A 13,813-nucleotide genomic window follows, 5' to 3' on the forward strand; every position below is an offset into this window, starting at 1 on the left:
GGGCCGCGGTGCTGCGGCCACGTCCCGGCCTCTCTATCTCGGCGAGTCTCTCTATCTCGCGGGATCAGCCCTGACCGAACTCCGAGTACGGGATCACGTCGTCCTCGGCGGGCGCCGTGACGTCGACCGGCTCGCCCCACTTGCTGAACGTGGACTCGACGACCATCTCCTGCCCCTCGACCTCCATCGTGATGTCGGCCTCCACGGGCAGGCCCCGTGGGTCCACCTTGTAGACCGCGGAGATCTCGCCGAGCTGGTCAGCGGTCGACGCGTCGATGCCCGCCGTGCCGTCCTTCACCTTGGACGGGTCGATCGTGGCCGTGTAGACCTGGGTCTCGACACCGTCGAGCGTCTCGGTACCGGTGTGCTCGAACGAGGTCACGGCGTCCGCCATCGCCTCTGCCTGCGAGGCCGCGTCCATGGACTCCATCGAGTCGATCGTGCCTGCGAGGGCCGGGTCCTCCGCCATGTCCTCAGCGGTCATCGACAGGTACTTGCCCTGGGTCATCTCCCCCATGGACAGGTAGATCGTGCCGTCGAGCAGCACGATGTCCATGTCCATGCCCATGACCGCCATGGACATCTGCATGGTCGTCTCGTCGAACGTCGGGCCGTAGGCCACGTCGGCCGACGTGGTGCTCTCGGTCATCCCCGCCGACTCGGCGAGCTCACCCGAGTACGTCAGCTCCATGTGCGCGCTCGACGCCTCTTCCTGCGCGGCCTGCATCTGCCCGGCCAGGTCCGTCATCGTCGAGACCGTCGCGATCTTCGCCGCCGGCTCCTCGGCGGCCTGCTCGCCGGCGGCGGGGGCCGCGGGCTCCTCGCTCCCGCAGGCGCTCAGGGCGAGGGCGACCAGGCCCGCCGATGCCAGGGCCACGGTCTTCTGGGGGACGCGCATGATGCTCCTTCTCAGGGAATCGTGAAGTTTCATTGCATCACGGGATGCACTGCACGGTCAGCGGGTCGGACCGCACCGTCGCGGATCGTTGTCGATCCGTGTCCCGCGCCGTCTCGGCCCTAGGACGCCCCCGGGGGGAACGCCGAAGGGCCCCTCACGCGCGTCGCGTGAGGGGCCCTTCCCGGGAGCAGAAGCCTCAGTGGGCGTGCTGACCGCGGCTGAACTCGAACACCCAGCCGACGAGCCCGATGACCCCGAGGATGAAGCCGATGTAGAGCACCCACCAGCCCACGGCAAGCCCGAGGAACGCGATCGCGGCGGCGGCGGCGATCACCAGCGGCCACCAGCTCCACGGCGAGTACACGCCCTGGTCGCCGGCGCCCTGCTCGATCTCGCCCTCCTCGTCGTCCTCCGGACGGGGGTCGATACGACGGGCGGTGAGCGCGAGGTAGGCGCCCACCATCGCGACGAGCGCACCCACCAGCGGGATGCCGAGGTAGCCGACCGGCTCCTGGAAGTGCGTGACGAAGCCGTAGATCACTCCGACGAGCACGAAGAACGGGGCGAGGAACAGGAAGAGCTTGATCTCGATCTTCACTTGCGGTTCTCCTCCTCGTCGTCGATCACGGTGGTGGTCGACTGGGCAGCCGACGACTGCGCGCTGTCGCGACGCTCCTCGACCAGCTGCTGGTGCCCGCGCCGGTCCGGGTCACCGTAGACCTGGACCAGAGGCCCGTGGCCCGGCGCCTGCTCCATCGCCGCGACCTCGGGGTGGTGCAGGTCGAAGGCCGGCGACTCCGAGCGGATGCGCGGCAGCGAGGTGAAGTTGTGCCGCGGCGGCGGGCAGCTGGTGGCCCACTCGAGGGAGCGGCCGTAGCCCCACGGGTCGTCGACGGTGACCTTCGGCGCGTTCCGCCAGGTCGTGTACACGTTCCACAGGAACGGCAGCGTGGAGGCCGCCAGGATGAACGCGCCGATGGTCGACACCTGGTTCTCCCAGGTGAAGCCCTCCTCGGGCATGTAGTCGGCGTACCGACGGGCCATGCCCTCGACGCCCAGCCAGTGCTGGATGAGGAACGTCATGTGGAAGCCGATGAACAGCAGCCAGAAGTGGATCTTGCCGAGCCGCTCGTTGAGCATCCGGCCCGTGAACTTCGGCCACCAGAAGTAGAAGCCGGCGAACATCGCGAACACCACGGTGCCGAAGACCACGTAGTGGAAGTGCGCCACCACGAAGTACGAGTCGGACAGGTGGAAGTCCAGGGCGGGGCTGGACAGGATGATGCCCGTCAGGCCGCCGAAGAGGAAGGTCACGAGGAAGCCGATCGACCACAGCATCGGTGTCTCGAACGTGAGCTTCCCGCGCCACATCGTGCCGATCCAGTTGAAGAACTTCACACCGGTCGGGATGGCGATCAGCATCGTCATGAAGGCGAAGAACGGCAGGAGCACCGCGCCTGTCACGTACATGTGGTGGGCCCACACCGTCACGGACAGCGCCGCGATCGCGATCGTCGCGTAGATCAGGCCCTTGTAGCCGAAGATCGGCTTGCGGCTGAAGACCGGGAAGATCTCCGACACGATGCCGAAGAACGGCAGCGCGATGATGTACACCTCGGGGTGGCCGAAGAACCAGAACAGGTGCTGCCAGAGGATCGCCCCGCCGTTCTCGGGGTTGAAGACCTGCGCCCCGAGACGACGGTCGGCGCCCAGCGCGAAGAGCGCGGAGGCCAGCGGCGGGAAGGCCATCAGCACGAGGAGGCTCGTGACGAGCGTGTTCCACGTGAAGATCGGCATCCGGAACATGGTCATGCCCGGCGCGCGCATCGTGATGATCGTGGTGATGAAGTTGACGGCACCGAGGATGGTGCCGAAGCCAGCCAGCGCGAGGCCGAACACCCAGAGGTCTCCGCCTAGCCCTGGACTGAACGTCGTGTTCGACAACGGTGCGTACGCGAACCAGCCGAACGACGCGGCGCCCTGCGGGGTGAAGAAGCCCGCCGCCGCGATGAGGCCACCGAAGAGGAACAGCCAGTACGCGAACATGTTGAGCCGCGGGAACGCGACGTCGGGCGCGCCGATCTGCAGGGGCATGATCACGTTGGCGAAGCCCGCGAACAGGGGTGTCGCGAACAGCAGCAGCATGATCGTGCCGTGCATCGTGAAGAGCTGGTTGTACTGCTCCTTGCTCTGCACCACCTGCAGGCCGGGCATGAACAGCTCGGCGCGGATGAGCAGGGCGAGGATGCCTCCCACCGCGAACCAGATGAACGACGTGATGAGGTACAGGTAGCCGATCGTCTTGTGGTCGGTGGAGGTGATCCACTTGACCACGGTGCGACCGAGGTTCTGGCGCTTCGGCGCGAGACCGGGGATGACCTCGACGTCGTGCGCGGGGGCAGTCGTGGCCGCCATCAGTTCTCGACCTCCGGGAGGGTGTCTTCCTGCGGGAAGTTCGCGTCGTGCTGCTGGCGGTTCAGGTCGAGCCCGAGCTCGCCGGTCTGGCCCGCGGCCTCGAGGTCGGCCATGTGGGCGTCGTACTCCGCCTGCGAGACGACCTTGACGTTGAAGAGCATCCCGGAGTGGAACTCGCCGCAGAGCTCGGCGCACTTGCCGGCGTACGTGCCCTCACGGGTCGGGGTGACCTGGAAGGTGTTGGTCCGGCCCGGGATCATGTCCTGCTTGTACAGGAAGGCGGGGATCCAGAACGAGTGGATGACGTCGCGGGAGTCCAGCGTGAACTCGACCGTCTGGTCGACCGGGAGGTACAGCGTCGGGACGTCCTTCGACGTGCCCGGGGCACCGTCGACCTCGTCGTCGATCGTCTGGCCGCCGACGTCGAGCAGGTGCTGCCCGGAGTCGTAGACGTCGGAGTCCAGGTAGTTGAAGTCCCAGCTCCACTGCTTGCCGATGACCTGGATGTTCACGTCCGGCTCGGCGCTGGTGTCCTGCACGGCCGACATGTCGCGGTCCGTGTAGAAGAACAGGACGAGGATCATGATCGTCGGCACGGCCGTGTACATGATCTCGAGCGGCATGTGGTAGCGCGTCTGGATCGGGAGCTGGTGGTCGTCCCGGCGCTTGCGGTACGCCGCGACGCACCACAGCATCAGGCCCCACGTGATCACACCGACGATCAGCGCCGCGATCCAGGAGCCGACCCAGAGGTTCGTGATTCGCTCGGTCTGGTTGGTCACCTCCCCGTCGGCGTAGCCGGGCAGGTATCCGCGCTTGACGGAGTCGCTGGCACAACCGGAGGCCAACACGGCGACGGCGCCGGCGATAGCCGTCGCGCGCAGGATGACCCGCCGGGTGCGGGTGGGGCTCTTCGAGTGCAAGGGAGGCCTTTCACGTCACGTCCTGCCCGACCGCCACGGCCCCTCTGGGCAACAGGCACGCGGACAGGACCTTCGTCCTCGATGAGGTGCAGCCTAGCGCGCCCGGAGCAGGTTCGACGCCGCAAAAGCACCCTCGGGGCGTGACTCTTTCCGCACGGGACGTCCACAACTCCTTCTTGCACACAGACCCCAGGAGAGTGTCAGATCGATCCTCGGGAGTGTCAGATCCTCCGGATCGTCCCGGACCCCGACCGACCGGACCTCGACGCCCCGAAGATGGCACGATCGTGCCCCGGGCGCGCAATCCGCGCCCGCCCGACGCGCCTCGACACGGCGTCGGGACGCACGTCAGCCCCCACGGAGCACGCCTGTGACCGACACCACCGAGCCGACCGGGAACCACTCCCCCGCGGCGCCGCCCACGGCGTCCGCCTCGCGGGTGCACCTGGACAACGGCGGCGGCGCCCCGCTGCACCCGCTCGCGCGGCAGGCCCTCCTGCAGGCGCTCGACGACGGCTGGGCCGACCCGCACCGTCTGCACACGGAGGGACGCAGGGCGGCGCGCCTCCTCGACGGCGCGCGGGAGGCGGTCGCCGCAGTCCTGGGGGCGCGTACGGAGGAGGTGCGCTTCACGGCCGGACACGCGTCCGCGCTGCGCGACGCCCTGGTGGGCACCGCGAAGGCCCGGCGCCGCGCGGGCGGGGACGTCGTCGTGGGCGGCACCGAGCGCGCGGCGGTGCTGCACGCGGCAGCCGCCGCCGCACAGGCCCAGGAGGGCGAGCGCGCGGTGGTCGGCGTCGACCGCCACGGTCGCGTCGACGCGGACGCCTTCGCGGACCGCGTCGCGCGCCCCGGCGTCGCGCTCGCGGCGCTCCAGCACGCCAACGGCGAGGTGGGCACGCGGCAGCCGCTGAGCACCGTGCACGAGGCCACCCGGGTCGCGGGGGTGCCGCTCCTCGTGGACGCGGGCGCATCGCTGGGCCACGACGTCGTGCCCGACGCCTGGGACCTCCTCGCCGCCCACCCGGCCGACTGGGGCGGGCCCGCCGGGGTGGGTGTGCTCGCTGTGCGTCAGCGCGTGCGGGCCGTCCCACCCGCGCCGGAGGACGCCGACCCCTGGGCGCCCGGCGGGGTGAGCGTGCCCGCCGCGTTCGCCGCCGCCGTGGCCCTGCAGGCCACGGAGGCCGACCGCGCCGCGCAGGACGAGCGGCGCCGGCTCCTCACGCAGCGCGTGCGGGAGGCGGCCGCAGCCGTCCCCGACGTCGAGGTGGTGGGCGAGCCGGACGACCGGCTCCCCCACGTCGTCACTTTCTCGTGCCTGTACGTCGACGGCGAGGCGCTCGTGACGGAGCTGGACCGGGCGGGCTTCGCCGTCGGCTCCGGCTCCGCCTGCACCGCGAGCACCCTGGAGCCGTCGCACGTGCTCGCGGCGATGGGGGTGCTCACGCACGGCAACGTGCGGATCGCCCTCGACCGGTCGACCACCGAGGACGACGTCGACCGCTTCCTGGCCGTCCTGCCGGGCGCCGTGCGGCGGGTGCGCGACGTGCTCGGGGTGGGCGGGCTGTGAGCGCCGGCGACGCCGTGGTCGTCGACGCCCGCGGCCTGCGCTGCCCGCTGCCCGTGATCCGGCTGGCCGCGGCGTCCCGCGACCTGCCCGCCGGGACGCTCGTGACCGTGCTGTCGACCGACCCGGCGGCCCGGCACGACGTGCCCGCCTGGGCCCGGATGCGGGGGCACGCGACCGTCGCCGAGGCGGAGGTGACCCCGGACGAGGAAGCAGACGGAGGCACCAGGCGCGTGTGGTCGCTCACCGTGCGGCTGGGCGCCGACTCCTGAGCCGCGACGACACCCGGCCCGCCACGACGACGGCCCGGCCACCCCGTGGGGGCGGCCGGGCCGTCGAGGTCGCTCAGCGGCTCAGCTGAAGGAACCGCCGCAGGCGCAGGAGCTGCCGGCGTTCGGGTTGTCGATCGTGAAGCCCTGCTTCTCGATGGTGTCCGCGAAGTCGATCTTCGCGCCCTCGAGGTAGGGCACGCTCATGCGGTCCACGACGACCTCGACGCCGTCGAAGTCGCGCAGGGCGTCGCCGTCGAGGAGACGCTCGTCGAAGTAGAGCTGGTAGATGAGGCCGGAACAGCCGCCGGGCTGGACGGCCACCCGCAGACGGAGGTCGTCGCGGCCCTCCTGCTCGAGCAGGCTGCGAACCTTGTCGGCGGCGACGTCGGACAGGTCCACGGCGTGCGTGGCGATCTCGGTGGTGTCGGTCATGCTTCCTCCAACAGGCGGACCGGTACGGCTGTTCCCGATCCTACGCGCGAATTCCGTGGGCGCGATGACGCGGGTCACAGGCGCGGCGCGGCAGCCGTCGAGGTCGTGGCGGTCATGCCCAGGACGGCGCCCAGGTCCGCGCCACGCGCGCGGTCGCCGGCACGGCGTCGGCCCCCGTCTCGTGCACGCCGCTCACCCCGGCCCCGGACCACTCGCGCCGCGACACCTCGCTGCGCCCGGCCAGCACCACGACCGGGACGGCGTGCGGGGCGGCGGCCGCCACGGCGGCGGGGACGCTCCCCTCGCGCAGGGTCGTGCCGTCCAGCACGGGGACGTGCACGACGACGAGGTCCGCCGCCGCGGCGGGGCCGGCGAGCGGCCCCTCCTCCGGCCCCGCGACGCTCGACAGCCCGAGGGCGTCCAGGGGGACGAACACGCCCGCGAGCGCGGTTCGGGCCTCCCCGGGCGGCATCGTGTCGGACGGGGTGCCGGGCAGGACGACGGCGGTCACGTCGCACGACGGCGCGGCCTCCCGCCACGCCGTCGCGAGCGCGGGGACCAGAGGGCCGGCGTCCTCGCCGACGCAGAGCAGCACCTGCATGCCGCGATCGTGGCACACCCGGCGGCGCCGCGGACGCTCGACGTCCCGGACGCGACGCCGGCGGAGACGCGGACGCACGGCGCGCCGCGCACGGGCGCTGTGGAAATATGGGCGCGTGACCACCCTGCTGAACGACACCGCGGGCACCTCGACCGGCACCACGGCCGGTTTCGCCGAGCCCGCACCCTCCGCGCTGCTGCTCCTCGGCCAGGGCCGCGACCTCGCCTCCGAGCGGGGCGTCGAGTGCACCGGGGCGCTGCCGTCGCCGTCGGACCCGGACCTGGTGGAGCGGGCCCGCGCCGCGCGGGCCGCCCTGGGCGAGCGCGCGTTCGTGCTCGGGCACCACTACCAGCGCGACGAGGTCATCGACTTCGCCGACGTCACCGGGGACTCCTTCAAGCTCGCGCGCGAGGCCGCCGCCCGCCCCGAGGCGGAGTTCGTCCTGTTCTGCGGCGTGCACTTCATGGCCGAGAGCGCCGACATCCTCACGTCGGACGCGCAGCAGGTCGTGCTGCCCGACCTCGCCGCGGGCTGCTCCATGGCGGACATGGCCGAGATCGGCCAGGTCGAGGAGGCGTGGGCGGTGCTGCAGGACGTCGGGATCGCCGACGACACCGTGCCCGTCACCTACATGAACTCGTCCGCCGCGATCAAGGCGTTCACCGGCCGCCACGGCGGCACCGTCTGCACGTCGTCGAACGCGCAGGTCGCGCTGCGCTGGGCGTTCGACCGGGTGGGCGGCGTGGAGGGCACCGGCAAGGTGCTGTTCCTGCCGGACCAGCACCTGGGCCGCAACACCGCCGTCCTCCAGCTCGGCCTGAGCCTGGACGACTGCGTGGTCTACGACCCGCGCAAGCCGCTCGGCGGCCTCACCGAGCAGCAGCTGCGCGACGCGCGCGTGATCCTGTGGCGGGGGCACTGCTCGGTGCACGGGCGCTTCTCCGCGCGCAACGTCGAGGACGTCCGGGCGAGGGTGCCCGGCGTGACGGTGATGGCCCACCCGGAGTGCAAGCACGAGGTGATCACCGCGGCGGACCAGGTGGGGTCCACCGAGTTCATCATCAAGGCCCTCGACGCCGCCGAGCCCGGCAGCTCCTGGGCGATCGGCACCGAGCTCAACCTGGTGCGCCGTCTCGCCAAGGCGCACCCTGACAAGCAGGTGCACTACCTGGACTCGACCGTGTGCTTCTGCTCGACCATGAACCGCATCGACCTCCCGCACCTGGTGTGGGCGATGGAGTCGCTGGTCGAGGGACGCGTGGTCAACCGGATCGTGGTCGACGCCGACGACGCCCACTGGGCCCGCGTAGCGCTCGACCAGATGCTGGCGCTGCCCGGGATCTGACATGACCGTGGGGCCGCGACGGCCCTGACGACGCAGGAGAAGGCATGAGCACCGACGGCGGGCTCCACATCGGCATCCTCGTGTTCGACGACGCGGAGGAGCTCGACGTCGTCGGGCCGTTCGAGGTCCTCGCGGCCTGGGAGCAGCACTCGAGCACCGAGTCGGGGCCGAAGCCGCACGTGAGCACCTTCTCGCGCGACGGCGACGGCGTGCGCCTCGCCAAGGGCCTGCGGCTCGTGCCCGCCCGCTCCGCGGACGACGTCGGCCCGCTGCACGTGCTGGTCTACCCGGGCGGCTGGGGCACCCGCGCCATGATGGCCGACCCGACCCACCTGGAGTGGCTGCGGCAGGTGCGCGTGCAGACGCCGGTCCTCGCGAGCGTGTGCACGGGCGCCCTGGTGCTCGCGGCGGCGGGACTGCTCGCCGGCCGGCCGGCGACGACGCACCGCGACCACTACGACGAGCTGGCGGAGATCGACCCGAGCGTCGTCGTGGACACCGAGGCGAGGTTCGTCGACGACGGGGACGTCGTGACCGCGGCCGGCGTCTCGGCCGGGATCGACATGGCCCTGCACCTGGTGGCCCGGCTCGAGTCGCCCGAGGTGGCGCGCGCGGTGCGCCGGGGGATCCAGTACGACCCCGCTCCCCCGGTCTGACCCGCGGGTCGTCCGCGCGCGCGGCCGGGCGAAAGGTATCTGATACCGCCGGTCGCCGATATAGCCTGCGCGGGTGACTCGAATGATCCAGCTCACCTGGGCGTCCCTGCGCCCCCGCAAGCCGGTGCCCGGCCAGGGCCTGCTCGACCCGTCCGTGACGCGCATGCGCGTGCACCCCGGCGACCTCGACCTGTACCTGCACGTCAACAACGGCTCGTACCTGCAGATGATGGACGTGGCACGGTCCAACTACATCGCCGACCTCGACGGCTTCGCCAAGATCGGCGACCGCAGGTGGTACCCGGTGGTCGCGGCGTCGACGATGACGTACAAGCGCTCCCTGAAGCTGGGCGACCGGTTCGAGATCACCACGCGCGTGCTCGGCTGGGACGAGCGCGTGATCTACATCGAGCAGGTCTTCACGTGCCGCGGCCAGCTCTACGGCCGCGGCTACGTGGCCGGCCGGTTCCTCGGCCCGGGGAACGCCCGGGTCCCCGCGCCGGACGTCGTCGCGCTCATGGGCCCGGAGGCTCCGGCGCAGAGCCCCGACCTGCCCGACGACGTCGCCGCCTGGGCCCGGGCGCTCGACGTCGCGCACCGGGACCCCGACCGGGCCTGACGCGCGTGGGCGGCAGCGCGCGCCGTCAGTGGAACGTCGTCGCGTAGTAGGTCTGCCGGTCCACGGTCTCGACCGTGACGTCCTGCGTGCGCTCGAGACGGCGGCGCAGGTTGTCGGCGAACCGCAGCGAGTCGTCGTTGAAGCGGGACACGTCGTACGCGCACACGACCCGGTGCTCGGCGAGGTGGGCGACCAGCGCGTCGATCATGTCCATGAAGGTGCGCGTGGCGCGCCGGCCGGGGTGCGCGAGGGTGAAGCCGATGTACCAGACCGCGCCGCGCGCCGCGTGCTCCGGGTAGCGGGCCGCGAAGAACTCCGGGCTCACCCACGGCACCGCGGCCAGGTCCGTCGCGAGCGTCGTCAGGCCGACCGACTCCCCGGCACGGTCGTGCGCGAGGAGCTTCAGCACGCGCGGGTCGGCCATCTCCTCGTCGAACTCCTCGCGGTGCAGCACGTGGCGGGCCGCGGCGCGCGTGCGCAGCGGCTCGAACGCCTCCAGGTAGAGGCGCCAGAAGTCCTCGGCGACCTCACCGGTCACGGTGTGCTCGAAGGTGACGTCAGCGCGCACGGCCCAGCTCCTCCCACCCGGCCCGACGGAACGTCGCCACGACGACGGCGCAGACGGGGAGCGTCTCGCAGGCCAGGCCGGTGATCCGCCGCCCCTCCTGGTGGTACGCGCCCCCGCGGATCGCGGACAGGTCGTCCAGGCTGTGCGTGAGGTCCGTCTCGACCTGCTCGTGCGACGGACCGTCGTGCTCGACGAAGAGCCCGGCGCCGCTGCCGTCGTCGCGCCGCGACCACGCGACCCCGGCCCAGGCCTCGTGGCCGGGCAGCGAGGCATGACCGGCGGCGTACACGCAGTACAGCGCGTCGCCGTGCTCACCCCGGAGCTGGTCGCGCCCGTCCACCTCCAGGACCCCGCTGCCCGGTGGCACGACGGAGCTCAGCCGCACGAGGTTGAAGTCACCCACCCCGGCGGCGACGAGGGCCGCGTCGAAGGCTGCGAGCGTCGTGCGGCCCGTCCCGGTGCCGGTGCTTACGCGGATGGTCAGGGGCTCGGTCATGTGGTCCTCGGGGTCGGGCGGTCGGCGGACCCGTCGACGGTACGTCCCGCGGCGGCGTCCAGGAGGTCCAGGACGGGGCGCAGGACCGCGTCCGGCGCCTCCCGCCCCTTGGTGAGGAAGACGGTACTGCCCAGGCGGAGGTCCTCCCGCTCGGCCGGACCGACCTCGGCGCCCGAGTAGACGACGAGCGGGGTCCGGTGCAGGCGGCCGCTGCGTCGCAGGTCCGCCACGAGGTCGTGCCCGGTGCCGTCGGGCAGGCGCAGGTCGAGCAGCACCAGGTGCGGCTCCCCGCCGTCGTCGAGGGCGGCGCGCGCCTCGGCCAGGCCACGGGCCGGCGTCACGACCAGGCCCGCGCTCTCCAGGACGGTTGTCAGGACGGCCCGGAGGTCGTCGTCGTCCTCGACCACGAGGACGCGCTCGTGGTGCGGGCGCAGCAGGACGACCTCGCGGACGGTCGCCGCGAGGCGGGCGGGGTCGACGGGCTTGACGAGCCAGCCGTCCGCGAGCGCGGCTGCCTCCCGGGCGTCCGACGGGGCGGTGCCCGACACGACGACCACCGGCAGCTCGGCGGTGGCCGCCGAGAGACGCAGCTGCCGGAGCACCTCGGCGCCGTCCGTCCCGGGCATCGCCAGGTCCAGCACGATCGCGTCGGGGGCCTCCGCCTCGACGGCCTCGAGCGCCGCGCGCCCGTCGGTCACCCCGATGACGACGTACCCGCGGGCCTCCAGCACGGCGCGCAGCACGTCGACCACGTACGGGTCGTCGTCGACGACGACGACCCGGGTGCCCGTCGCGACGGCCGCCCCCACGAGCGACGGCTCGGACGCCGCCGTCGACGCGGCGTCGGACGCCGCCCTCGGCGCCCCGGTGCGGGACTGTGCGGGCTCGACCACGCGCGGCAGGGTCAGCCGGAAGCTGGAGCCGTGCCCGTCCCCGTCGCTCTCGGCCCACATCCGCCCGCCGTGCCGCTCGACGATGCTGCGGGCGATGGCCAGGCCCAGCCCCGTGCCGCCGCGCTCGCGCGCGTCCGAGGCGTCCACCTGCTCGAAGCGGCGGAAGACGGTCTCGAGCTTGTCCGGCGGGATCCCCCGCCCCTCGTCGTCGACGCGCACCTCGACGAGGTCCCCCACCGGCCGGGCGGACACCCGCACGGTGCTGCCTCGCGGCGAGAACTTCACGGCGTTGCTGAGCAGGTTGGTCAGGGTCTGGACGATGCGCTCGCCGTCGACGCGCACCAGCTCGGGGCCGTCGTCCGGCGACAGGGTCACCCCGGCGTCGTCGGCCTGGATCGAGACCTGCTCCACCGCGGCGGCGACGAGGCCGTCGAGCCGGTGCTCGGCGAGCTCGAGCTGTGTCGTCCCCGCGTCCATGCGCTCGACGTCGAGGATGTCGTCCACGAGCCGGCCCAGCCGCTCGCTGCTCGTGAGGGCGATGTGCACCATGCGGGCGGCCTGGTCGGAGGACCGGTCGAGCACCCCGCTGTCGAGCAGCCCCAGCGCGCCGCGGATCGAGGTGAGCGGGGTGCGCAGCTCGTGGCTCACGACGGAGACGAACTCGTCCTTGATGCGCTCCACCTCGCGCCGCTCGGAGATGTCGCGGAACACGACGACGGCGCCGCTGATCGCGTCGTCCGTGCGCAGAGGGCTGGCGGCGACCTCGACCGGGACGTCCTTGCCGTCGGGCCGGCGGTAGACGTCCTGCTCCGCGGTCGCGGTGAGCCCGTCGCGCACGGCCTCGGTGATGTAGCAGCCCGCCGCCGGGTACGGGGTGCCGTCCTCGGCCGGCGCGTGGAAGGTCTCGTGCGCGTCGCGTCCCACCAGGTCGGCCGCCGCCACGCCCAGCGTCCGGGCACCGGCGTCGTTGACGAAGGTGACGCGCCCGCTCGAGTCGACGCCGTAGATCCCGTCGGCGACGGACTCGAGGGTGCGCTCCCGCTCGCTCGCCAACGCGCGGAGCTGCGCGGTGCGTTCCTCGACGCGCCGCTCCAGCCCGTGGCGCAGCGACTCGTTGTCGACGACGACGAGGATCTGGCGGACCGCGACCGCGACCAGCACGGCCGCCCAGAGCGCGTTCGCCACCCAGGGGAACTCGTCGTTCGCCTGCCCCACGCGCACGAGCGCCGCCGTGAGGAAGAGCCCGAAGGTGATGACGGTGCCGAGGACGGGCGAGCCGTCGGTCCGCTGGCTGGTCACGGGGCTGCCCGATGCCGCCGGGTGCCGGGCGGCGACCGCGATGGCGAGATAGCCGCCCACCCACCCGACGTCGACAGGGCTGCCGAACGTGAAGCCCCCCTCGGCCGTGAGGAGCGCGAACGCGACGTCGGCCACGGCGTAGAGGACGAACCCGATGCCGACGAGGCCCAGGGGCACCCGTTCGGCCGCGGGCGACCGGGTGAGGACGAGGACGGCCAGCGTCGCCAGGAGCGCGTCCACGACCGGCAGCGCGTACGCGGTGAGCGCCGGCTCGGCCTCGAAGCCGCCGGTGCCCGCCAGGGCGACGCTGAAGACCGCGATGTACAGGACCGAGCCTCCGACGACCACGCTGTCGAGCAGCATGCGGACCAGCTCGTGACCGCGCGGTCGCACGGTCGGGAACAGCGCCATCCCCACCACGCCGAGCAGGAGCGCCGCGATGTAGGCCGTGTCGCCGGTCTCCGGGTCGCCCACCAGACCCGCGTACACGTTGCCGAGGAGGCCGACCGCGCCGCCCAGGGACAGCAGTCCCCACGCACGGCGTCGACGCCCCGTCGAGCGCGCCGCGCGCCAGCCGCAGCTCAGCGCCGCGACCACGCCGGCCGCTGCGATGGCGCCGCGAGAGATCGCAGCCTGCGCGGCCTGGTCCAGGGGGCCCGCCAGGAGCACGACCAGGGCCAGCACCAGCACCGCCGCGACCCAGCACCAGCGCACGAACCTCGCGTGCGCCCGCGCCGTCGCCTGTCGCGAGTCCCCCATGGGCCCGAGGGTAGGAGAGGTTCGCGCGCTCCGCTCCCGATGCCGACGCCCGGAGCGACGAAAGGCGTCC

14 protein-coding genes are annotated in these 13,813 nt (G+C 72.6%); 5 read left to right on the top strand and 9 right to left on the bottom strand.

All coding sequences use genetic code 11. The features are described from left to right. Positions 1-64: 64 nt before the first annotated feature. From ACFCZN_RS09545 to coxB, 4 genes are all read right to left on the bottom strand, one after another. Complete coding sequence (locus ACFCZN_RS09545; RefSeq protein WP_430556618.1) at positions 65-898, bottom strand: LppX_LprAFG lipoprotein; 834 nt, start codon at positions 896-898, stop codon at positions 65-67. Between the two features lie 196 nt (positions 899-1,094). Beyond that, entirely contained in the window at positions 1,095-1,496 is a 402-nt protein-coding gene (locus tag ACFCZN_RS09550; RefSeq protein ID WP_429764282.1) for a cytochrome c oxidase subunit 4, read from the bottom strand. Further along, entirely contained in the window at positions 1,493-3,313 is a 1,821-nt protein-coding gene (gene ctaD, locus ACFCZN_RS09555) for a cytochrome c oxidase subunit I (RefSeq protein ID WP_430556619.1), read from the bottom strand. Before ctaD ends, ACFCZN_RS09550 begins: the two co-directional genes overlap by 4 nt. Then, positions 3,313-4,236: a cytochrome c oxidase subunit II gene (coxB, locus tag ACFCZN_RS09560; protein ID WP_429764280.1), complete on the bottom strand. Its 924-nt coding sequence runs from the start codon at positions 4,234-4,236 to the stop codon at positions 3,313-3,315. Before coxB ends, ctaD begins: the two co-directional genes overlap by 1 nt. A 370-nt stretch (positions 4,237-4,606) precedes the next feature. Between coxB and ACFCZN_RS09565 the strand changes: the two genes are divergently transcribed. Together ACFCZN_RS09565 and ACFCZN_RS09570 are read left to right on the top strand one after the other, a co-directional pair. Further along, complete coding sequence (locus tag ACFCZN_RS09565) at positions 4,607-5,806, top strand: cysteine desulfurase family protein (protein WP_430556620.1); 1,200 nt, start codon at positions 4,607-4,609, stop codon at positions 5,804-5,806. Beyond that, on the top strand, positions 5,803-6,075 hold the full coding sequence (locus ACFCZN_RS09570) for a sulfurtransferase TusA family protein (RefSeq protein ID WP_430556621.1): 273 nt from the start codon (positions 5,803-5,805) through the stop codon (positions 6,073-6,075). The genes ACFCZN_RS09565 and ACFCZN_RS09570 overlap by 4 nt, the downstream gene beginning before the upstream one ends. Before the next feature lie 81 nt (positions 6,076-6,156). Here ACFCZN_RS09570 and erpA read toward each other — a convergent pair whose 3' ends face one another. Next, positions 6,157-6,507: an iron-sulfur cluster insertion protein ErpA gene (erpA, locus tag ACFCZN_RS09575; protein WP_429764277.1), complete on the bottom strand. Its 351-nt coding sequence runs from the start codon at positions 6,505-6,507 to the stop codon at positions 6,157-6,159. Between the two features lie 112 nt (positions 6,508-6,619). After that, positions 6,620-7,108: a hypothetical protein gene (locus tag ACFCZN_RS09580; protein WP_430556622.1), complete on the bottom strand. Its 489-nt coding sequence runs from the start codon at positions 7,106-7,108 to the stop codon at positions 6,620-6,622. 115 nt (positions 7,109-7,223) lie between these two features. On the opposite strand from ACFCZN_RS09580, the gene nadA reads away from it, so the two are divergent. The 3 genes from nadA (at position 7,224) to ACFCZN_RS09595 (ending at position 9,728) form a co-directional block, all read left to right on the top strand. Beyond that, on the top strand, positions 7,224-8,453 hold the full coding sequence (gene nadA / locus ACFCZN_RS09585) for a quinolinate synthase NadA (RefSeq protein WP_429764275.1): 1,230 nt from the start codon (positions 7,224-7,226) through the stop codon (positions 8,451-8,453). A 44-nt stretch (positions 8,454-8,497) separates the two neighbouring features. Next, positions 8,498-9,109: a DJ-1/PfpI family protein gene (locus tag ACFCZN_RS09590; RefSeq protein WP_429764274.1), complete on the top strand. Its 612-nt coding sequence runs from the start codon at positions 8,498-8,500 to the stop codon at positions 9,107-9,109. An 82-nt stretch (positions 9,110-9,191) separates the two neighbouring features. Continuing rightward, on the top strand, positions 9,192-9,728 hold the full coding sequence (locus tag ACFCZN_RS09595; RefSeq protein WP_430556720.1) for an acyl-CoA thioesterase: 537 nt from the start codon (positions 9,192-9,194) through the stop codon (positions 9,726-9,728). 25 nt (positions 9,729-9,753) lie between these two features. On the opposite strand, the gene ACFCZN_RS09600 is transcribed toward ACFCZN_RS09595, so the two are convergent. Genes ACFCZN_RS09600 through ACFCZN_RS09610 form a run of 3 tightly spaced genes read right to left on the bottom strand, consistent with a single transcriptional unit; the run spans position 9,754 to position 13,743 of the window. Further along, a complete protein-coding gene (locus tag ACFCZN_RS09600; RefSeq protein WP_429764273.1) occupies positions 9,754-10,296 on the bottom strand; it encodes a hypothetical protein in 543 nt (180 codons plus the stop codon). Then, on the bottom strand, positions 10,286-10,792 hold the full coding sequence (locus ACFCZN_RS09605; protein ID WP_429764272.1) for a pyruvoyl-dependent arginine decarboxylase: 507 nt from the start codon (positions 10,790-10,792) through the stop codon (positions 10,286-10,288). The genes ACFCZN_RS09600 and ACFCZN_RS09605 overlap by 11 nt, the downstream gene beginning before the upstream one ends. Then, complete coding sequence (locus ACFCZN_RS09610; RefSeq protein WP_430556623.1) at positions 10,789-13,743, bottom strand: response regulator; 2,955 nt, start codon at positions 13,741-13,743, stop codon at positions 10,789-10,791. Before ACFCZN_RS09610 ends, ACFCZN_RS09605 begins: the two co-directional genes overlap by 4 nt. Positions 13,744-13,813 lie beyond the last annotated feature (70 nt).

Source organism: Isoptericola sp. NPDC056134, from assembly GCF_042264825.1.
Classification (GTDB): Bacteria; Actinomycetota; Actinomycetes; order Actinomycetales; family Cellulomonadaceae; genus Isoptericola; species Isoptericola nanjingensis.

Coding starts and splice junctions, on each gene's coding strand:
- ACFCZN_RS09545 (WP_430556618.1), bottom strand. CDS start 898: ATGCGCGTCCCCCAGAAGACCGTGGCCCTGGCATCGGCGGGCCTGGTC.
- ctaD (WP_430556619.1), bottom strand. CDS start 3,313: ATGGCGGCCACGACTGCCCCCGCGCACGACGTCGAGGTCATCCCCGGT.
- erpA (WP_429764277.1), bottom strand. CDS start 6,507: ATGACCGACACCACCGAGATCGCCACGCACGCCGTGGACCTGTCCGAC.
- ACFCZN_RS09580 (WP_430556622.1), bottom strand. CDS start 7,108: ATGCAGGTGCTGCTCTGCGTCGGCGAGGACGCCGGCCCTCTGGTCCCC.
- ACFCZN_RS09590 (WP_429764274.1), top strand. CDS start 8,498: ATGAGCACCGACGGCGGGCTCCACATCGGCATCCTCGTGTTCGACGAC.
- ACFCZN_RS09595 (WP_430556720.1), top strand. CDS start 9,192: ATGATCCAGCTCACCTGGGCGTCCCTGCGCCCCCGCAAGCCGGTGCCC.
- ACFCZN_RS09605 (WP_429764272.1), bottom strand. CDS start 10,792: ATGACCGAGCCCCTGACCATCCGCGTAAGCACCGGCACCGGGACGGGC.
- ACFCZN_RS09610 (WP_430556623.1), bottom strand. CDS start 13,743: ATGGGGGACTCGCGACAGGCGACGGCGCGGGCGCACGCGAGGTTCGTG.